We start from the raw sequence: 21,326 nt of genomic DNA, 5'->3' as shown, positions 1-21,326 counted from the left end.
TTTATTTATAACTTTTATTTTTGTACATATCATCCAAAACATAAATTAAAGCTAAAGCTTCTTTTTCTAAAACTAAATCATTTTCTATTTCTATTAATTTTTTATCTTTATATAAATAAGTTTTTATTGGCATATTAGGTACTAAAATTGCAACTTTATCTTCTTTTCTATAAGCATAAATTTCATCAAAAATCATTAAATTGATATTTTTTTTATTATCTTTAAATATTGAGTTTCCAAGAATTGGATAAGATAAGTCAATACCTATTAAATCCAATGCTGTTGCTAAAACATCTGCTTGTGAAGTCAAATTAGTAAATATTTGATGAGGAATATCACTACTTACAATTACAGCTGGAATTTGGAACATATCAATTGGAACTATTTGATCTCCATATACTCTTACATTATGGTCAGCGATAACTACAAAAACAGTATCTTTGAAATAATCTTCTTTTTTTGCGAGTTCAAAGAACTTTCCTATAGCAAAATCAGCATATTTTATTGCATTCTCTACACTAGTTTTTGGAATATTTTTTTCAAATTCTATTTTTCCATCAGGAAGTTCAAAAGGCATATGATTTGAAGAACTAAACATAACACTTACAAATTTTTCATTATTTTCATAATAAGATTTGAATTTTTCATTTGCTTTTATGACTAAATCTTCATCACTAACACCCCAAGTACTAGTGAAAATTGGATTTGTAAAATCTTTTTGTTCAATTACTTCATCGAAACCATTTCCTAAATACCAACCTTTCATATTGTCAAACCTTGCTTCTCCACCATAAATAAAACTTGATTTATAACCATAAGGCTTTAATAAACTAGCAACAGTAAAATAATCTTCTTGAGACTTATTTCTTTTTATTACTTCAATTCCATTAATTGGCAAAGTCCCACTAGTAAGTGCGGCTAGACCTCTAACACTTCTTGTACCATTCGAGTATAAATTTGTAAATGATAGATAGTCTTGAGCTAAGTTATCTAAGTTTGGAGTGAAGTTTTGTTTACCTATAAATCCAGTAAATTGTGCACCCATGCTTTCTTGTATAAAAATTACGAGATTTTTTTGTTTTTTTGAAGCTAATTTTGATTTAACTTCTCTATAAAAAGGTTTTTTTTCATCTTTGTAATTAATACCAATAGCCAAAGAAGCAACTTTATATGCTTCTTTTATATCAATTTTCCCATATTTTGATATATTGTTTTCAGCTTTTTTATTTGAATAATAAGCATAACCAAGAGAATGCAAAGAGTTTTTTGTAATCTCATTTATAACTCTATTTTTACTATATAATGCATCGGAAATATTTACAGGTCTGTGCCCTAAAGATGAACGAATACCTAAAAACAAAACTAATAAAATTGGTGCAAGAATTAAAATTCTTGATATATAATTTTGTTTAAATACTTGTTCAAAATTTATAAATTTTGATTTAGAATATATTCTAATTGTTGCAATGATTAATATAAAAACAGCAATAAATTGAAATTTATAATCTTTAAAAAGTAAAGAAGTTACTTCTTGTGGATACTCCAAATATTCAATAAAAAGATAATTTGGTCTTAAATCATATTGTACAAAAAATGGAAAAGATGCACATTCAATAAATAATGCAATTAGTAAAAAAAACAGAATATAAATATTTAAAAATTTTGAGATGAAATTTGAAAATATTTTTGGAGTAATAGCTAAAAAAATTGTTGGAATAATAAGAATTATACAAATAACTATTGTATCCATCCTTAATCCATAAATAAATGTTAATAAAGATTCAGAAAATGATATATCATTAAATCTTTCAAAATATAACAGATAGAAAAAAAATCTTCCAATTAAAAAAAGAGCAACAAAAAGCAGATAAACTTTAAAAAGTTCTTTTATAAGTTTCATAAAACCTCAAATTTTTGGTTTAAAGAAGGAAGAAATAATCTACCTTCTTATTTAAAATTTAATTTTATTTTAATTTAGTTTATCAATAGTTAATGGCTTAATTCATTATCAATAATTTGACAAATTGTGTGTTCAAAAAGTATATGCATCTCTTGTATTCTTGGAGTATCATTTGAAGGAACAACTAAATTTATATCACAAAGTTCGTTCATTTTTCCTCCGTCACGTCCTGTTAAACCAATAGTTTTACAACCCAAATCCCTTGCTACTTTTAATGCATTTATTACATTAGTACTATTTCCTGAAGTAGAAATACCAATAAGTAAATCACCTTTAGAAGCTAAAGCTTCAACTTGTCTATCAAAAACTCTATCATATCCATAGTCATTTCCAATAGCTGTTAGTGCGCTTGTATCAGTTGTAAGAGCAATTCCTGGTAATCCTCGTCTTTCTGTTTTATATCTCCCTGTTAGTTCTGCTGCAAAGTGTTGTGCATCTGCTGCGCTTCCTCCATTACCACAAAGTAAGATTTTATTTCCATTTTTTAAAGTTTCAACTGCAATTTTTGAAGCTTTTTCTAAAGGCTCTTGCATAGTTTCTATAACTTTTGCTATTGTTTCTTGATGTGCTAAAAACTCTTTAATTATTGCACTTTTCATTTTCTTGTATCCTTTTTATCGTATTTGTTGTACTTTTTCCATCTACAAATTTTACTAATTTTAATTCATCTGCTATATCTTGACCAACAACATCCTTACCTTCATAATCTCCACCTTTTACTAAAACATGTGGTTTAATTAATTTAATTAACTCATAAGGAGTTTCTTCTTCAAAAATAACTACATAATCTACACTTTCAAGTGAAGCTAAAATATATGCTCTATCATCTTGATTATTTATAGGTCTTGATTCACCTTTTAGTTTTTTTACACTGCTATCAGCGTTTAAACCTAGTATCAAAACATCACCATAACTTCTTGCTTCTTCTAGGTATTTTACATGCCCTACATGAAGTATGTCAAAACAACCATTTGTGAAAACTATTTTTTTACCAAGATTATGAAGTTTTGCTGCTAATTTTTCAATCTCTTCAAAAGTTTTTATATGAGAGTTTGAATTTGATTTGTGTAAACTTGATTCGTATTCGTAAATTTCATCTAAAGTCGTTGTTGCACTTCCAAGTTTCCCTACAACAACACCAGCTGCTAAATTTGCAAAACTTACAGCTTCATTTATATTTAAATCATTTCCTAAAGCAAAAGCAATTGAAGCAATTACCGTATCACCAGCTCCTGTTACATCATAAACTTCTCTAGCAACAGTTGGTTTTATAGTAAGATTTTCATCAAAAATAGCAATTCCTTGTTCACTTAAAGTTATAAGAGATACTTCTAAATCACATTTTTCTTTTAAATCTTTTAAAGCATTTATTAAAGAATTTTCATCTTTTATATCTATATTTGTAGCTTCTTGAGCCTCTTTTTTATTTGGAGTAAGAGTATATGAACCTTTATATTTACTATAATCTTTTCCTTTTGGATCAACTAAAACTTTTACACTATTTTTATTTGCAATATTTATAATATCTTGTGTTAATTTTGTAGTTAATACACCTTTTCCATAATCAGAAAGTATAATTGAACTATATTTTTTAATATTTTTTTCAAGATTTGAGATGATTTTTTTATGACTTTCTTCATTTATATCATCAATACTTTCCATATCATATCTTAAAACTTGTTGCTGTGAAGCTATAAGTCGGCTTTTTTTAGATGTTTTTCTATTATTCTCAACTATTAAATTTGAAGTTGATATTTTGATTTTTTCTAATAAACTTTTTAGTTCATTTGCAACATTATCATCTCCAATTACACTTATTACATCAACAGTTGTACCAAGAGTAAAAAGATTATTTATAACATTTCCTGCTCCACCTAAAACAGAACTCTCTTTTTTTACATTTACAACTTGAACTGGCGCTTCAGGAGAAATCCTATCACAACTTCCCCATAAATAGTGATCTATCATCAAATCACCAATTACTAAAATATTTGGTTTTTTACTCAACATTTTCATCTATTTTACTTCTTCTTTAAATAGTTTTAAAATTTCAGGAATATATGCTTTTATTCCATCTTCTAAACTAAATTTTGGTTCATATCCTAAATACTTCGTTGTAGTTTCTATATTTGCTTGTGTGAAAAATTGGTAAGAACCAACATAAGGATTTGGAATATACTCTTTACCATTATTTATTTGTAACTCTTTTTGCAAGATATTTACTATATCTTCGAAACTTCTAGCATTTGCTGTTCCAACATTATAAACACCAGATTTTTTAGGAGTACAAGCTTTTATATTTGCTTGAATAATATCTTCAATATAGATAAAGTCTCTTAATATTTTGTCACTTCCTTCAAAAAGTTTTGGAGTAAGTCCTTTTAGTATTTGATGTCCAAATTGAACTACCATTGATGCAGTTTTATTTTTGAAAAACTCTCTTGGTCCATAAACATTAAAATATTTTAATCCAACTATTGAAATATCTAAATCTTTTTTTAAGTACTCATAAGTCACATTATCCATCATAACTTTACTAAAACCGTAAGCATTATTTGGCTGTTCATACCCAACTTCAAATCTATCACTATCTCCATAAGTTGCTGCACTACTTGCATAAATCATATTTGCTTTATGCTTTATTGCAATTTTTAATAAATCTTCATAAGCATTTACATTTGTTTTTATCATTAAATCTTGCTCTTGTACAGTTGTATCTGAAATAGCAGCTTGATGAAAAATATAGTCAAATTTATAATTTTTTTCTAAAGATTTTAAAACACTTTTATCGTTTATATCACCACTTATAACAATGCCTTTAAAACCTAAAAGATTTTTAAAGTGACCAAAACTTTTTAAATTTCCATTACTAAAAGTTTCACCACTTCTAAAACTATCTAAAACTACAATTTTTGATTTTGGGTAATTATTTTGAAAATAAAAAGCCAAACTAGAGCCTATAAAACCAGCTCCACCAGTAATTAGTATCGTTTTTTTATTAAAATTTATATCTGTATATTTCATGTTAGACCTTACTGTTTTATTATGTTTATTGTATCAAATAAAGTTTCAACTACATGTAAAACTTTATCATCTTTCTCTTTTGAAATTAATATTTTATTTGGAATATTTGCACTAATTGCAGTTTGAATATCACTCATTTTATCTCCAATTAGCCAAGATTTTTGTAAATCTATATCAAAATCGTTTAATGATTGTGTAATCATACCAATTTGTGGTTTTCTACAATTACAATTTTCTTCAGGAGCATGAGGACAAAAATAGACATTTAAAATATTAATGCCATTTTTTTTAAACTCATTTTTCATCCAATTTGTAAGTTTTATAAAATCCTCTTTCGTGTAGTAATTTCTTCCAATTCCAGATTGATTTGTAATCACGATAATTTCATATCCTAGATTTATAAAATATTTACAAGCTTCAAAAACTCCATTTATAAACTCAAATTTATCAATTTCATAAACATATCCAAAATCTTTATTTATAACTCCATCTCTGTCAAGATAAATTATTTTCTTTTTATTTGTTTGAATAAAAAATCCTTTTTCTATATATTATTTATTAAATATTATCATAAAGCAGTTTTAACTATAATAAGAGTTATTTTAAGTCAAGAAAGTATTTAGATGAAAACTACAATCTCATATAAAACAACAAATATTCTAATAGAAAAGCTAAAAAAACAAGAAAATATTGAAGTTATAAATAATAAAGGTTTTTTTAAAAAATTATTTAACAATAAAAAATATGCAGATGTATATTTTCATAGTGGTTCTTTAGATGAAAAATCAATCAAAAATATAAAAAATTCAAAAATCACAATAGTAAATTCATTTTCTATAAAAAATAAGATATTAGAAGAATTAAAAATTTCATCAGAAAAAATTGAAGTTATCTATCCTTCAATAAATATAAATATTGAAAATGAAGATAAAATAAAAATAGATTTTTATAAAAAATTCAATATTAATTTTGATACAAAACTTATATTTTTTACAGCAAAAAATTTTAAAACATCAGGAATTAAAGAGTTTTTAGATATTTGTTCAAATCTAAATTATTCAAATTTTAAAATAATAATTGCGGGTGATAAAAGACAAATAGGAAGTTTACAATTTTCACTTCCAAAATATAAAAAACTTGAAGAAAAAATTATACTTATTGATGATTATAAAAATTTTGATGAGTTGTTTTTAGTAAGTGATATATTTTTACTTCCAACTCATAATAAATCTTTTGCTACAAATATATTAAAAGCTATGTTTTGTAAATGTGTAGTTTTTTTAAGTATTAAAAATGATGCAAAAGAGGTGATTGATGTTTTTGCTTCAATGAGTAGTCCAACAGATGCAACTATTGCATTTAAGATTGATGCTATATTATTGGATGAAAAAGAGTTAGAAAATATTAAAGAACAAAATAACAAGCTAGCTAAAGAGTGTAGTATAGAAAATAATTTGAAAAGATTTAATGAAGAAATATCAAATATTTAAATTTAACTTAAGAAAATTAAGATAAAATACGCAAATATTTTTCACTATAAAAAAAAGGAAAACAAATGTCAAGAAAATGCGCAATTTCTGGAAAAGGACCAATGGTTGGTAACAACGTAAGTCATGCAAAGAACAGAACTAGAAGAAGATTTTTACCAAATATTAGAACAGTTAGAGTTACACTTGAAGATGGAACTACTACAAAACTAAGAATTTCTGCTAAAGAGTTAAGAACGCTTAAAAAACACTCATAAGAAGCACTAGATAAAGTGCTTTCATGAGTATCTTCACTAAATTTAAAAAAACGATTGGCTGGGAAATAAAAGCAGCTAAACCCTTATATGATTTAAATCCAATTATTTATTCAAAGCTAAAACCTTTACGATTTCCTTTAATAATTATTCAATTATTGATGATAATTGGAACACTAGCTTACGTTTATTTTGAGAATTATACAGTTATGCAAGCTATTTTTCAGACTGCATATACTCTTACAAATACTGGATTTGGTGCTTTAAATGAATCAAATTTTAAAAATGAAACAATAGTATTTACCACATTTTTAATGTATGCTGGTTTTGCAAGTACAATGTTTGCAGTCGGTATTGTAATAGATGTTTTTATGAATGGTAATTTAAGAGAGCTATTAAAGGAGAGAAAAATGCTTTACAAAATAGCAAGATTAAGAAGACACTTTGTGATTTGTTATCACAATGAATACACAGCACAATTAGCAAGACAATTTAGAGAAAATCATATTCCTTTTGTTGTAGTTGATCCAAGTGATAATATTGAAGACATTGCTAGAGAAAATGGTTACCCTTATTTTGTAAAAGAAGAACCATATAAAGAGACAGCATTTTTAAAAGCTCACTTAAGTTCTGCAAAAGGTGCCATATCTTTATCAAAAAATATTTCGGATAATATTACGCTTATTGCTTCTGTTAGATTATATGAAAAAGAGTTAGGAAGATTACCTTTTTTAATAATTTCAAATGCAGAAACATTAAATGAAAAAATAAGATTAAAAAAACTTGGTGCTGATAAAGTTGTTGCAACTCCATCACTTATGGCAAAAAGAGTAAGTGCAATGGCAATTCGTCCAGATATGGAAAACATTCTTGATGAATTTTTATATAAAATTGATACTCCAATAGCAATGGAAGAGGTTTTTGTTAAAGAGACATCTTGGGTTGTTGGAAGAGAACTTAAAGATTTACGTTTAAGAGACACATTAAAGGTTTCAGTAATTGGAATAACAGAAAATAATGGACGATTTATTCAAATGCCAAAAGCTGAAACAATGATAAATGCAAATAGCAAACTTTTACTAGTTGGCTCACAAAGTGGAATAGTAAGAGCAAAAAGAATTTTAACTTTAAATAAACAACCAGAGGATATATAAAATGTTTACTATTTTACCAATTAAAGGGTTTTTTGATCAAATTGATGGGTTTTATTGTGATGGAATTCATGCAGGTCTTAAACCAAATGGAAATAATGATTTAGGATTTATTTATACAAAAGAGACTTGTACTGTTGCAGCGGTTTTTACTGAAAATAAGTTTCAAGCAGCACCTTTAAAACATTTTTTACAATATGGTGAAAATTTCAAAACAAATTTTGTTTTAATAAACTCAAAAAATGCAAATGCGCTTACTGGAAGAAAAGGAATAGAATCAATCAATACTTTGTTTTCTCAACTTGATTTTGATTTGATTAATCCAGTTATGAGTAGTACTGGAGTTATTGGAAATCCATTACCAATTGAAAAATTAGTAACTGGTGCTAAAAAGTTTGATTTAACAGCTAAAAATGGTGAAAACTTATCAAAAGCAATTATGACAACAGATGCATATCCTAAAACTTGTATGTATGAAGTGAAACTTGAAGATGGAACTTCATTTAAAATTGGAGCTGTTGCAAAAGGTGCAGGAATGATAAATCCAAACTTAGCAACAATGTTATGTTTTATTTGTACAGATGCAGCCGCTCCTTATGAAGATATAAAAGAGGCTTTAAATATAAATAAAGAGACAACTTTTAATGCTATTTCAGTTGATGGTGATACTTCTACAAATGATACAGTTATGGTTTTAGCAAATGGAAAATCAAATGCTTATGATAAAGAGGCTTTCAAAGAAGTTTTAAGACTTGTTATGTATGATATGGCAATGTTAATGGTTGCAGATGGTGAAGGCGCTAAAAAAGTGGCTGCATTTGAAGTTATAAATGCAAAAGATGATAAACAAGCTGAAATTGCTGCTAAAGCTTTATCAAATTCGCTTTTAGTAAAAACTGCACTTTTTGGAGAAGATCCAAATTTTGGAAGAATTGCATCAACTATTGGAGCTTCAAAAATTGATTGTGATGAAGAAAAACTTGTAATTTCATATAATGATGTTATTGTTTTTAATAAAGGTGAAATTTGTTTTGATGCAGCAACAGAAGCAAAAGCTTTTGAAGTTTTAAAAAAAGACAAATACAAAATTATTTGTGATATTGGTTTAGGTGATGGTAAATTCACAGCTTATGGATGTGATTTAGGTTATAAATATGTAGAAATAAATGCTGACTATAGAAGTTAAGTTATAGTAAATAATACTTTTACAAAATTTTAAGAACATAGTTTGTATAATAAAGAATCAAAATTTAAATAATAGGACACAAAATGTTTCACGAGTATAGAGATATCATTGCTGAATTAAAACAAAAAGACTCTCACTTTAATAGAGTTTTTGAAAAACATAATGATTTAGATCATGAAATTGTAAATTTAGAAAATTCTCACGCTGATCAATTTGAAATTGAATCTAAGAAAAAAGAGAAGTTAAAACTAAAAGATGAAATTTACAACATGATTGTAAAACATAAAAGTGAAAACTAATTTGTAACTTTAATAATTTAAAAAGGGGATGAAAGTTTAGGCTTTTATCCCCTTTTTTTGTTTAGTTCTTTAATACAAGAATTACTAAAGTACAATTTAGATATAATCTATTAATTTTATATACTAAAGGCCTTTTTTATGGAAAACCTTTTCGAAAATCAAGATATTATAAATGTAAATATAGAAGATTCTGTTAAAGCTTCATATTTAGATTATTCTATGAGTGTTATTATTGGACGTGCATTACCAGATGCAAAAGATGGATTAAAGCCAGTTCATAGAAGAATTTTATATGCAATGCACGATTTAAGTATTACTTCAAAATCTGCCTATAAAAAATCTGCAAGAATTGTTGGAGATGTTATTGGTAAATATCACCCTCATGGAGATACTTCAGTTTATGATGCACTTGTAAGAATGGCACAAAGTTTCTCTTTAAGAGCTCCACTTGTTGATGGACAAGGAAACTTTGGTTCTATCGATGGTGATAATGCAGCGGCTATGAGATATACAGAAGCTAGAATGACAAGAATTGCTGAAGAAGTTCTAAGAGATTTAGATAAAGATACAGTAAACTTTGTTCCAAATTATGATGATACGATGAAAGAGCCTTCGGTTCTTCCTACAAGAGTTCCAACACTACTTTTAAATGGAAGTGAAGGAATTGCTGTTGGTATGGCTACAAAGATTCCACCACATAATCTTGGAGAGTTATTAGAAGCAATTTTATACTTAATTGATATTCCTGAAGCAACTGCTGATGAATTAATGCAATTTGTTCAAGGTCCAGATTTTCCAACTGGTGGAACTATTTTTGGTAGAAGAGGGATTATTGATGCTTATAATACAGGAAGAGGAAGAGTAAGAATTAGAGCAAAACATCATATTGAAACAAAAGCTAAAAAAGAGATTATTGTTATTGATGAATTGCCATATCAAGTAAATAAAGCAAGACTTATTGAACTTATTGCAAACTTAGCAAAAGATAAACAAATTGATGGAATTTCTGAAGTTAGAGATGAGTCTGATAGAGAAGGTATTAGAGTTGTAATTGAACTTAAAAAAGATGCTATGAGTGAGATTGTTTTAAATAATTTATATAAATCAACTCCAATGGAAACAACTTTTGGAATTATCTTACTTGCAGTTTACAATAAAGAGCCGAAAGTATTTAATTTACCTCAAATATTAAATATTTTCTTATCTCATAGAAAAACAGTAATTATCAGAAGAACAATATTTGATTTAGAAAAAGCAAAAGCAAGAGCACATATTTTAGAAGGTTTAAAAATTGCTGTTGATAATATCGATGAAGTTGTAAAAATTATTAGATCTAGCTCAAATGATGCAGAAGCTAAAGAGAGTTTAGAAAATAGATTTGATTTAAGTGCTATTCAATCACAAGCTATTTTAGATATGAGACTTGGAAGATTAACAGGACTTCAAAGAGATAAACTTGAAGCTGAATATCAAGAGCTTATGATATTAATTGCAGAACTAGAAGCAATTTTAAGAAGTGAAGAAAAATTAAATGAAATTATTAGAGAAGAATTAACAGAAATTAAAGAAAAATTCTCTAATGATAGAAAAACAGAAATTGAAGATTCTTATGATGAAATTGATATTGAAGATTTAATTCCAAATGAGCCAATGGTTGTTACAATCACTCATAATGGATATGTAAAAAGAGTTCCTATAAAAGCTTATGAAAAACAAAAAAGAGGTGGAAAAGGAAAAGTTGCAGTTACTACTCACGATGATGATTTTATTGAAAGATTCTTTGTAAGTAATACTCATGACACACTGATGTTTGTTACAAATATGGGACAATTATATTGGTTAAAAGTTTATAAAATTCCAGAAGGAAGTAGAATTGCAAAAGGAAAAGCAGTTGTAAACTTAATCAATTTAAGACCTGATGAAAAAATTATGGAAATAATTCCAACACCAGATTTTGACGAATCTAAATCTTTAGTATTCTTTACAAGAAATGGAATTATAAAAAGAACATCATTAAATGAATTCTCAAATATTAGAAGTAATGGTGTAAGAGCTATTGTTTTAGATGATGCAGATGAGATTGTAACAGCAAAAATTGCTGATGTAGAAACACAATACATTATGATATTTACAAGTCTTGGTCAATGTATTAGATTTGAACTTGAAAAAACAAGAGATCAAGGAAGAAGTACAAGAGGTGTAAGAGGTATTAAATTTAAAATTGATACAGACTTCGTTGTAGATGCTGATGTTATTAGTAGTGAAGATCAAGAAATATTAACAGTTTCAGAAAAAGGAATTGGAAAACGAACAACAGTTGAAGAGTATAGACTTACAAATAGAGCAGGTTCTGGTGTTATTTCTATGAAATTATCTACAAAAACAGGAAATGTTATTGGTGAAGTTTTAGTTGATGATACTCAAGATTTAATGTTACTAACATCAATTGGAAAAATGATTAGAGTTGACATGAATACAATTAGAAAAGCAGGAAGAAATACAAGTGGAGTAATAATTGTAAATGTTGATAGTAATGATAAAGTTGTATCTATTGCAAAATGTCCAAAAGAAGATGAAGAAATAGAACTTGATGAAAATGGAAATGTAATTAGATATAACGAAGATGGTGAAGTTATTGAAACAAATAGTTCAAATGAAGAAAAAAATTTAATAGATATATTAGATTCAAATGACAATTTAGAAAAAGGTGAGGAAGAGTAAAAATGAGAAAATTCAATGTAGCAGTAGTAGGAGCTACTGGAGCAGTTGGTGAAGAGTTATTTAGAGTTTTAGAAGAAGTAAATTTCCCTATTAACAAATTAATACCACTTGCAAGTGCAAGAAGTGCTGGTTCTAAAATTGAATATATGAATAAAGAAATTACTGTTTTAGAATTAACTGAGACAGTTTTTGAAGAAAATGATGTTGAAATTGCATTTTTTAGTGCAGGTGGTTCAGTTTCAGAAAAATTTGCAAAATTTGCAGTAGAAGCAGGGGCTGTAGTAATTGATAATACAAGTCATTTTAGAATGGATCCAAAAGTTCCATTAGTTGTGCCTGAAGTTAATCCAGAAGATATTAAATTATGGAAAGAAACTGGAATTATCGCAAATCCAAATTGTTCAACAATTCAAATGGTTCAAAGTTTAAAACCTTTAGATGAATTATATGGAATTAAAAGAGTTGATGTATCAACTTATCAAGCAGTTTCTGGTGCTGGAAAAACTGGTATGGAAGAGCTTGTAAAACAGATGCAAGACTTTTTTGCATTTAGATTAGATGAAACAGAAATAAAAGCATTTCCTTATCAAATTGCTTTAAATGTAATTCCACAAATTGATGTAGCAAAAGAGAATGGTTTTACTAAAGAAGAGATGAAAATGGTTTTAGAAACTCAAAAAATTATGCATAAAGAGATTCAAGTAGCTGCAACTTGTGTGAGAGTGCCAGTTTTAAGAAGCCATAGTGAATCGATAACTGTAACTTTTGAAGATAATATCGATGTTGATGTTGAAGAAGTAAGAAATGCGTTAATCAATTTTGAAAATGTTAAAGTAATTGATGATTTACCAAACAAAAAATATCCAATGCCAATAATTTCAACAGATACTGACTTTACATATGTTGGAAGAATTAGAAAAGATGTTTATGCACAAAATATAGTTCATTATTTTAATGTTGCTGATCAAGTAAGAGTTGGAGCTGCTACAAATGCAGTTAGAATCGGTCTTAAATGGATAGAGTTAGAAAGCGATATTTAATGCTTGAAAAGTTGTTTGAGAATGCTCTTTGGAATAGTAGATTTATAGTTATTCTTGCTGTAATCTTCGGTTTCTTAGGGGCTGTAATTTTATTTATTGTTGCAAGTATTGATATTATTGGTGTTGCAAAATTTATCATTACAACATTCATTGAAGGAAACCATCCTGAGCATTTTCATGAAGATGTTGTTGCTGGGATTATTGGAGCAGTTGATTTATATTTAATAGCGGTTGTTTTATTGATTTTTTCTTTTGGAATATATGAACTATTTATATCAAAAATAAATGCAGCATGTACACCTGAAGAATGCAATTCGATTTTAAATATTAGTTCACTAGATCAATTAAAAGATAAAATTGCAAAAGTAATTATCATGGTTTTAGTAGTAAACTATTTTCAAAGAGTTCTACATACAAGTTATCAAACACCATTAGAGTTATTATATTTTGCATTAGCAATTGTGGCATTAGCAGTTGGGCTTTACTTTACAGGTAAAGTTGGAAAACATTAAAAAAGGTAAAAAATGTCAAAAATTTTTGTAGATGCATGTTTTAGAAAAGAGACTCCTTATACTCCTGTTTGGATGATGAGACAAGCAGGTCGATACTTACCAGAATATATGGAAGTAAGAGCAAAAGCTGGAAATTTTTTAAATTTATGTCATAACCCAGAATTAGCAGCGGAAGTTACAATTCAGCCACTTGATATTGTTGGTGTTGATGCAGCTATTTTATTCAGTGATATTTTAGTCGTTCCAAATGAAATGGGAATGAAATTAGATTTTTTAAAAGGTGAAGGTCCAGTTTTTGATAAACCAATTAAAACTGAAGCTGATTTAGATGCTTTAATTGGTGGCGAAGAAGCTGCAAATAAATTAACTTATGTTTATGAAACAATTAAAATTTTAAAACAAAGATTACCACAAGATAAAGCTTTGATTGGATTTACAGGTGCTCCTTGGACACTTGCAACTTATATGATTGAAGGTCAAGGAACAAAAACATACAATCTTTGTAAAAAAATGATGTATTCAAATCCAGAATTTCTACATAAAATTCTTAGACGTGTAACTGATGTAGTTAAGTTTTATATGGAAAAACAAATTGAAGCTGGAGTTGATGTAGTTCAAATCTTTGATTCTTGGGCTGCTGCAATTGAACCTTCTAAATATGATGAGTTTTCGTGGAAATATATGGTAGAAATAGCTGAGTATTTAAAAGAAAAATATCCTCATATTCCAGTTATTATGTTTCCAAAAGGAATAGCTGCATTTATTGAAAGAGGTTTAGTTTATGGAAACTTTGATGTATTTGGAGTAGATTGGGGAACACCAATGGCTCTTGCAAAAGAAAAATTAGGTGAAAAATATGTTTTACAAGGGAATATGGAACCTTGTAGATTGTATTCAAAAGAAGCAACAACAATGTGTGTTGAAGGAATTCAAAATATTATGGGTGGAAATGGACACATCTTTAATTTAGGTCATGGGATTTTACCTGATGTGCCGGTTGAAAACGCTATTCACTTTGTAAAAGAGTGTCAACGAGTATCAAAAAAAGCATAAAACAAATTTGTTTTAGAAAATTATTATAAAAGAGAAGCTATTTAGCTTCTCTTTTTTTATTTAAAAGGATTTTTATTTTGTCATATTCAAATTCTATTATTTTTGGACCAATACCTTCAAGAAGATTTGGAATATCATTAGGTATTGATTTATCACCATCAAAAAAACAGTGTAATTTTGATTGTTTATATTGTGAATTAGAAGGTGCTAAAACTGTTTATAAAATGGATACATTTCCGAGTGTTGATGAAATTATAAAAGCAATCAAAGAAAGTTTTAAAAATCATCCAAAAATTGATGTAATTACAATCACATGCAATGGTGAACCAACTTTATATCCTAAATTAAGTGAATTAATTGATGAGATTAATAAAATAAAAGGTGAAACAAAAACTTTAATTTTATCAAATGGAAGTACTATTTATAAAAAAGAGATTTTTGAAGCTCTATTAAAAATAGATATTGTTAAATTATCTTTAGATTGTGTAAGTGAAAAGTGTTTTAAAAAACTTGATAGACAAAATAAGAGTGTAGAAATTGATAAAATCGTTTCTTCTATGATTGAATTCTCGCAAAAAACAAAAAAAGATTTTGTTTTGGAAGTTTTATTTATAAAAGATATAAATGATAAAGATGAAGAAATAGAGTTATTGTTTAATGCTGTAAAACAAATCAATCCTAAAAGAGTTGATATTGGAACTATTGATAGACCACCTGCATATAAAGTAAATCCTGTTAGTTATAAATTTTTAGAAAAAGTTGCAAATAAATTTGAAGAATTAAGTGTAAATATAGTTTTTAAAAATAGACCAAAACAAATTATCTCATATAATAAAGAAGAGATACTTTCTATGATAAATAGACGGCCTTTAACTATTGAAGATATAGAAAATATGTTTGATAACCAATCTAAAATTTTTTTAGAAGAACTGATAAGAAACGAAGAAATAGGCTTAGTTGATAATGCAGGAATTAAATTTTATAAAAAAATAGTAAAAATATAAAAAATCTCTTGACAAAAAGAGAAAAAGGTATTATAATTCCCGTCCAATTTAAGATGATAAGTTAAAAAAAGATTCCGGCATAGCTCAGCGGTAGAGTAGATGACTGTTAATCATTTGGTCCCTGGTTCGAACCCAGGTGCCGGAGCCACTTAAAATTTTAAATATGATCTTTAAAAGAAGAAGTTTAAGAAGAAGTAATCTTTGTAAACTAAATATGTTAATCAAACAAACAAAGAGAAAAAAAAACAAGAAGTAAAACTCTTGTCTATTCAAAAAAACATGAGTGATAATTTTGTAATTTAAGTAATTATAAAATATGTCAGTTTCAAAACTACATAAAGATTAAAGAGATTTAATCAAAAAATTTATGGAGAGTTTGATCCTGGCTCAGAGTGAACGCTGGCGGCGTGCTTAACACATGCAAGTCGAACGAGAACGGATTATAGCTTGCTATAATTGTCAGCTAAGTGGCGCACGGGTGAGTAATGTATAGGTAATATGCCTCTTACTAAGGGATAACAATTGGAAACGATTGCTAATACCTTATATTCCTTTTTATCAAAAGATAAAAAGGGAAAGATTTATTGGTAAGAGATTAGCCTGTATTGTATCAGTTAGTTGGTGGGGTAATGGCCTACCAAGACGATGACGCATAACTGGTTTGAGAGGATGATCAGTCACACTGGAACTGAGACACGGTCCAGACTCCTACGGGAGGCAGCAGTGGGGAATATTGCACAATGGACGAAAGTCTGATGCAGCAACGCCGCGTGGAGGATGACACATTTCGGTGCGTAAACTCCTTTTATATAAGAAGATAATGACGGTATTATATGAATAAGCACCGGCTAACTCCGTGCCAGCAGCCGCGGTAATACGGAGGGTGCAAGCGTTACTCGGAATCACTGGGCGTAAAGAGCGTGTAGGCGGATTGATAAGTTTGAAGTGAAATCCTATAGCTTAACTATAGAACTGCTTTGAAAACTGTTAATCTAGAATGTGGGAGAGGTAGATGGAATTTCTGGTGTAGGGGTAAAATCCGTAGAGATCAGAAGGAATACCGATTGCGAAGGCGATCTACTGGAACAATATTGACGCTGAGACGCGAAAGCGTGGGGAGCAAACAGGATTAGATACCCTGGTAGTCCACGCCCTAAACGATGTACACTAGTTGTTGTGAGGCTCGACCTTGCAGTAATGCAGTTAACACATTAAGTGTACCGCCTGGGGAGTACGGTCGCAAGATTAAAACTCAAAGGAATAGACGGGGACCCGCACAAGCGGTGGAGCATGTGGTTTAATTCGACGATACACGAAGAACCTTACCTGGACTTGACATAGTAAGAATGATTTAGAGATAGATTAGTGTCTGCTTGCAGAAACTTGCATACAGGTGCTGCACGGCTGTCGTCAGCTCGTGTCGTGAGATGTTGGGTTAAGTCCCGCAACGAGCGCAACCCTCGTCCTTAGTTGCTAACAGTTCGGCTGAGAACTCTAAGGAGACTGCCTACGCAAGTAGGAGGAAGGTGAGGATGACGTCAAGTCATCATGGCCCTTACGTCCAGGGCTACACACGTGCTACAATGGGGTATACAAAGAGCAGCAATACGGTGACGTGGAGCAAATCTCAAAAATGCCTCCCAGTTCGGATTGTAGTCTGCAACTCGACTACATGAAGTTGGAATCGCTAGTAATCGTAGATCAGCTATGCTACGGTGAATACGTTCCCGGGTCTTGTACTCACCGCCCGTCACACCATGGGAGTTGAACTCATTCGAAGCGGGGATGCTAAAGTAGCTACCTTCCACAGTGGATTCAGCGACTGGGGTGAAGTCGTAACAAGGTAACCGTAGGAGAACCTGCGGTTGGATCACCTCCTTTCAGAGAAATACTTTAAGATTTGTTTCTTAAAGTATGAAAAAAAAAGATTGATTACATATTTAGTTTATAAAGATTATTTAGAACTAATAAGAAATGAATAGGTGAAGGGGCCTATAGCTCAGCTGGCTAGAGCGCTCGACTGATAATCGTGAGGTCTCAGGTTCAAGTCCTGATAGGCCCACCATGAATAATCTTAGAATCGGGTCCTAAAAGAATGAATATTTTTTTGGGTGATTTTGGGGAATTAGCTCAGCTGGGAGAGCGCCTGCTTTGCACGCAGGAGGTCAGCGGTTCGATCCCGCTATTCTCCACCATCTTATTAATAGATAAACTATAGAAGAAGAATAAATTCTAATATAAGTTTTATATAGAGATATATAAGATTTATATTAGAACTTATAAAAAGTAAGTTTCTAATGATATTTAAAAACATAATGTTAAAGTCTTTAATTTTTTCGTAAAGATTAAATAATAGATATAAAGAAGAGATTTTTTATAAATATTAAATAATTAAAACAAAAAAAATTTCATATCTTAAAAATGTTTATTATGAAAATAATAGATATAACATAGATAGAACACAACTAAATTATTAGATATATTGAAAAATGTACTTAATAAGATAGTAGCCAAAGAATATTATCAAACTAAAAGTATTAATTTACTTTTAAAAGGCAAATAACTCTTTCGAGTTATTTATTAATAAGCTATTAAGGGCTAATGGTGGATGCCTAGACTGTAAGAGGCGATGAAAGACGTATTAGGCTGCGATAAGCCTCGGGGAGCTGCCAAAGAGCTTTGATCCGGGGATTTCTGAATGGGGCAACCCAATATAATGAGAATTATATTACCCTACGGGGAGCGAACCTAGTGAAGTGAAACATCTCAGTAGCTAGAGGAAGAGAAATCAAACGAGATTCCCAAAGTAGCGGCGAGCGAAATGGGATTAGGACAAACCCAATGCTTGCATTGGGGGTTGTAGGACCATGATATGAGACTAAAGAGGATAGATGAAATACTTGGAAAAGTGTAGCATAGAAGGTGAAACTCCTGTAATTAAAATTCTCAATAGCTCTAATGGTATCCTGAGTAGGTCGGAACACGTGATATTTTGACTGAAGCCGGGGGGACCACCCTCCAATCCTAAATACTACTTACAGATCGATAGTGAACAAGTACCGTGAGGGAAAGGTGAAAAGTACTCCAGCGAGGAGAGTGAAATAGAACCTGAAACCATTAGCTTACAATCATTCAGAGCCCTATGATTTATCAGGGTGATGGACTGCCTTTTGCATAATGAGCCTGCGAGTTGTGGTATCTGGCAAGGTTAAGTCAAGTACGAAGCCGTAGCGAAAGCGAGTCTTAATAGGGCGAATTAGTCAGATGCTGCAGACCCGAAACGAAGTGATCTATCCATGAGCAGGTTGAAGCTGGTGTAAGAGCCAGTGGAGGACCGAACCCGCAGGCGTTGAAAAGTCTTGGGATGACTTGTGGATAGGGGTGAAAGGCCAATCAAACTTCGTGATAGCTGGTTCTCTCCGAAATATATTTAGGTATAGCCTTGTGTTGTAGCATATGGGGGTAGAGCACTGAATGGGCTAGGGCTGCTTACCGCGGTACCAAACCCTATCAAACTATGAATACTATATGTGGAATCACAGGAGTCAGGCGGTGGGTGATAAAATCAATCGTCGAGAGGGGAACAACCCAGACTAACAGCTAAGGTCCCTAAGTTACATCTAAGTGGAAAACGATGTGGAGTTACTGTGACAACCAGGAGGTTGGCTTAGAAGCAGCCATCCTTTAAAGAAAGCGTAACAGCTCACTGGTCTAGTGATTCTGCGCGGAAAATATAACGGGGCTAAGATGTACACCGAAGCTTTAGATTCAATTTTTAATTGAGTGGTAGGAGAGCGTTCTATTCAGCGTAGAAGATGTACCGGTAAGGAGCGTTGGAGCGGATAGAAGTGAGCATGCAGGCATGAGTAGCGATAATTGAGGTGAGAATCCTCAACGCCGAAAACCCAAGGTTTCCTACGCGATGCTCGTCATCGTAGGGTTAGTCGGGACCTAAGTCGAGTCCGAAAGGGGTAGACGATGGCAAATTGATTAATATTTCAATACCAACATATAAGCGCGATGTGGGGACGCATAGAGTTAATCGAGGTCACTGATGGAATAGTGGCTCGAAGGACGTAGGCTGTTAAGTAGGCAAATCCGCTTAACATTAGGCCGAGATCTTACAGGCTCTTGACACTCTTCGGAGGAGATGGAGAATCGATGATACTGTCGTGCCAAGAAAAGCCACTAAGTTTATTATATGTTGCCCGTACCGTAAACCGACACAGGTGGGTGGGATGAGTATTCTAAGGCGCGTGGAAGAACCCTGGTTAAGGAACTCTGCAAACTAGCACCGTATCTTCGGTATAAGGTGTGCCTACTTTTGTATATGAACTTGCTTCAAAAAGCGAAAGAGGTTGCAACAAAGAGTCCCTCCCGACTGTTTACCAAAAACACAGCACTTTGCTAACACGTAAGTGGATGTATAAGGTGTGACGCCTGCCCGGTGCTCGAAGGTTAACTGATGATGTCAGCGCAAGCGAAGCATTTGATTGAAGCCCGAGTAAACGGCGGCCGTAACTATAACGGTCCTAAGGTAGCGAAATTCCTTGTCGGTTAAATACCGACCTGCATGAATGGCGTAACGAGATGGGAGCTGTCTCAACCAGGGATCCAGTGAAATTGTAGTGGAGGTGAAAATTCCTCCTACCCGCGGAAAGACGGAAAGACCCCGTGCACCTTTACTACAGCTTGACACTGTAGCTTGGATATTCATGTGCAGGATAGGTGGGAGGCTATGATGACTAGACGCCAGTAGAGTCGGAGCCATCCTTGAGATACCACCCTTGAATATTTGAGTTACTAACTGCGTACAATTATCTTGTATCAGGACAATGTCTGGTGGGTAGTTTGACTGGGGCGGTCGCCTCCTAAAAAGTAACGGAGGCTTACAAAGGTTAGTTCAAAGCGGATGGAAATCGCTTGTTGAGTATAATGGCATAAACTAGCTTGACTGTGAGACATACAAGTCGAACAGAGACGAAAGTCGGTCATAGTGATCCGGTGGTTCTGTGTGGAAGGGCCATCGCTCAAAGGATAAAAGGTACGCCGGGGATAACAGGCTGATCTCCCCCAAGAGCTCACATCGACGGGGAGGTTTGGCACCTCGATGTCGGCTCATCGCATCCTGGGGCTGTAGTCGGTCCCAAGGGTATGGCTGTTCGCCATTTAAAGCGGTACGCGAGCTGGGTTCAGAACGTCGTGAGACAGTTCGGTCCCTATCTTCCGTGGGCGTAGGAAAGTTGAAGAGATTTGTCCCTAGTACGAGAGGACCGGGATGAACGTACCACTGGTGTACCAATTGTTCTGCCAAGAGCATCGTTGGGTAGCTACGTACGGATGTGATAAGAGCTGAAAGCATCTAAGCTCGAAGCCAACTCTAAGATTAACTTTCCCTGAAGTTCCCAGCAAGACTAGCTGGTTGATAGGCTGGATGTGTAAGCGTTGTAAGACGTTTAGCTGACCAGTACTAATAGAACGTTTGGCTTATTTTATACATTTCTTTGGTTTACTATCTTATTAAGTATTTTTACTTAATATGTGTTTGAAATTTTTTAGACTTTAACATTATCTTTTATTCACACTTAATCTTCGAGTTAAGTAATAAGATCAATTACTTCTTTATTTGCTTTTA

At 31.1% G+C, this 21,326-nt stretch carries 15 protein-coding genes, 3 tRNA genes and 2 rRNA genes; 15 read left to right on the top strand and 5 right to left on the bottom strand.

Annotated elements, in window-relative coordinates; translation table 11 throughout:
- Position 1 precedes the first annotated feature (1 nt).
- The 5 genes from CKV87_RS09005 to gmhB form a co-directional block, all read right to left on the bottom strand.
- Entirely contained in the window at positions 2–1,900 is a 1,899-nt protein-coding gene (locus CKV87_RS09005) for an LTA synthase family protein (RefSeq protein ID WP_012147755.1), read from the bottom strand.
- 89 nt (positions 1,901–1,989) lie between these two features.
- On the bottom strand, positions 1,990–2,559 hold the full coding sequence (gmhA, locus tag CKV87_RS09000; RefSeq protein WP_012147754.1) for a D-sedoheptulose 7-phosphate isomerase: 570 nt from the start codon (positions 2,557–2,559) through the stop codon (positions 1,990–1,992).
- Positions 2,540–3,976, bottom strand: a complete 1,437-nt coding sequence (gene rfaE1 / locus CKV87_RS08995; protein ID WP_012147753.1) for a D-glycero-beta-D-manno-heptose-7-phosphate kinase — start codon at positions 3,974–3,976, stop codon at positions 2,540–2,542. The genes gmhA and rfaE1 overlap by 20 nt, the downstream gene beginning before the upstream one ends.
- Positions 3,977–4,984: an ADP-glyceromanno-heptose 6-epimerase gene (rfaD, locus tag CKV87_RS08990; protein ID WP_012147752.1), complete on the bottom strand. Its 1,008-nt coding sequence runs from the start codon at positions 4,982–4,984 to the stop codon at positions 3,977–3,979.
- A gap of 8 nt (positions 4,985–4,992) precedes the next feature.
- Positions 4,993–5,490: a D-glycero-beta-D-manno-heptose 1,7-bisphosphate 7-phosphatase gene (gene gmhB / locus CKV87_RS08985; protein ID WP_080504841.1), complete on the bottom strand. Its 498-nt coding sequence runs from the start codon at positions 5,488–5,490 to the stop codon at positions 4,993–4,995.
- Between the two features lie 117 nt (positions 5,491–5,607).
- Here gmhB and CKV87_RS08980 point away from each other — a divergent pair, with 117 nt between their 5' ends.
- The 15 genes from CKV87_RS08980 (at position 5,608) to CKV87_RS08910 (ending at position 21,186) form a co-directional block, all read left to right on the top strand.
- Positions 5,608–6,474 carry a glycosyltransferase gene (locus CKV87_RS08980; RefSeq protein ID WP_012147750.1) on the top strand — a complete coding sequence of 289 codons (867 nt, stop codon included), beginning with the start codon at positions 5,608–5,610 and terminating at the stop codon, positions 6,472–6,474.
- A gap of 65 nt (positions 6,475–6,539) precedes the next feature.
- The gene (gene rpmB, locus CKV87_RS08975; protein WP_004511166.1) at positions 6,540–6,728 is read left to right on the top strand and encodes a 50S ribosomal protein L28; all 189 of its coding nucleotides are present in this window, start codon (positions 6,540–6,542) and stop codon (positions 6,726–6,728) included.
- A 23-nt stretch (positions 6,729–6,751) separates the two neighbouring features.
- Positions 6,752–7,879, top strand: coding sequence for a potassium channel family protein (locus CKV87_RS08970; protein ID WP_012147749.1), 1,128 nt, complete (start codon positions 6,752–6,754; stop codon positions 7,877–7,879).
- 1 nt (position 7,880) lies between these two features.
- Positions 7,881–9,062 carry a bifunctional glutamate N-acetyltransferase/amino-acid acetyltransferase ArgJ gene (gene argJ, locus CKV87_RS08965; RefSeq protein ID WP_012147748.1) on the top strand — a complete coding sequence of 394 codons (1,182 nt, stop codon included), beginning with the start codon at positions 7,881–7,883 and terminating at the stop codon, positions 9,060–9,062.
- 83 nt (positions 9,063–9,145) lie between these two features.
- Positions 9,146–9,361 (top strand): YdcH family protein, encoded by a 216-nt coding sequence (locus tag CKV87_RS08960; protein ID WP_004511163.1) that lies wholly within the window; start codon positions 9,146–9,148, stop codon positions 9,359–9,361.
- 138 nt (positions 9,362–9,499) lie between these two features.
- Positions 9,500–12,082 carry a DNA gyrase subunit A gene (gyrA, locus tag CKV87_RS08955; protein WP_012147747.1) on the top strand — a complete coding sequence of 861 codons (2,583 nt, stop codon included), beginning with the start codon at positions 9,500–9,502 and terminating at the stop codon, positions 12,080–12,082.
- Between the two features lie 2 nt (positions 12,083–12,084).
- Complete coding sequence (locus CKV87_RS08950) at positions 12,085–13,122, top strand: aspartate-semialdehyde dehydrogenase (protein WP_004511161.1); 1,038 nt, start codon at positions 12,085–12,087, stop codon at positions 13,120–13,122.
- Positions 13,122–13,634, top strand: a complete 513-nt coding sequence (locus tag CKV87_RS08945; RefSeq protein ID WP_012147746.1) for a YqhA family protein — start codon at positions 13,122–13,124, stop codon at positions 13,632–13,634. Before CKV87_RS08950 ends, CKV87_RS08945 begins: the two co-directional genes overlap by 1 nt.
- A 12-nt stretch (positions 13,635–13,646) precedes the next feature.
- On the top strand, positions 13,647–14,687 hold the full coding sequence (gene hemE, locus CKV87_RS08940) for a uroporphyrinogen decarboxylase (protein WP_012147745.1): 1,041 nt from the start codon (positions 13,647–13,649) through the stop codon (positions 14,685–14,687).
- A gap of 77 nt (positions 14,688–14,764) precedes the next feature.
- Positions 14,765–15,691, top strand: a complete 927-nt coding sequence (locus CKV87_RS08935) for a radical SAM protein (RefSeq protein ID WP_012147744.1) — start codon at positions 14,765–14,767, stop codon at positions 15,689–15,691.
- A 73-nt stretch (positions 15,692–15,764) separates the two neighbouring features.
- Positions 15,765–15,839: transfer RNA gene (locus CKV87_RS08930), tRNA-Asn, on the top strand.
- A gap of 216 nt (positions 15,840–16,055) precedes the next feature.
- Positions 16,056–17,572 (top strand): 16S ribosomal RNA (locus tag CKV87_RS08925).
- A 107-nt stretch (positions 17,573–17,679) separates the two neighbouring features.
- A tRNA-Ile gene (locus CKV87_RS08920) sits at positions 17,680–17,756 on the top strand.
- 54 nt (positions 17,757–17,810) lie between these two features.
- Positions 17,811–17,886 (top strand) — tRNA-Ala (locus tag CKV87_RS08915).
- Between the two features lie 386 nt (positions 17,887–18,272).
- A 23S ribosomal RNA gene (locus tag CKV87_RS08910) occupies positions 18,273–21,186 on the top strand.
- Together the 16S and 23S rRNA genes with 3 tRNA genes alongside form the textbook arrangement of a ribosomal RNA operon.
- Positions 21,187–21,326: the final 140 nt, after the last annotated feature.

This window comes from Aliarcobacter butzleri (assembly GCF_900187115.1).
Lineage (GTDB): Bacteria > Campylobacterota > Campylobacteria > Campylobacterales > Arcobacteraceae > Aliarcobacter > Aliarcobacter butzleri.
This window is presented reverse-complemented; position numbering and strand designations above follow the sequence as displayed.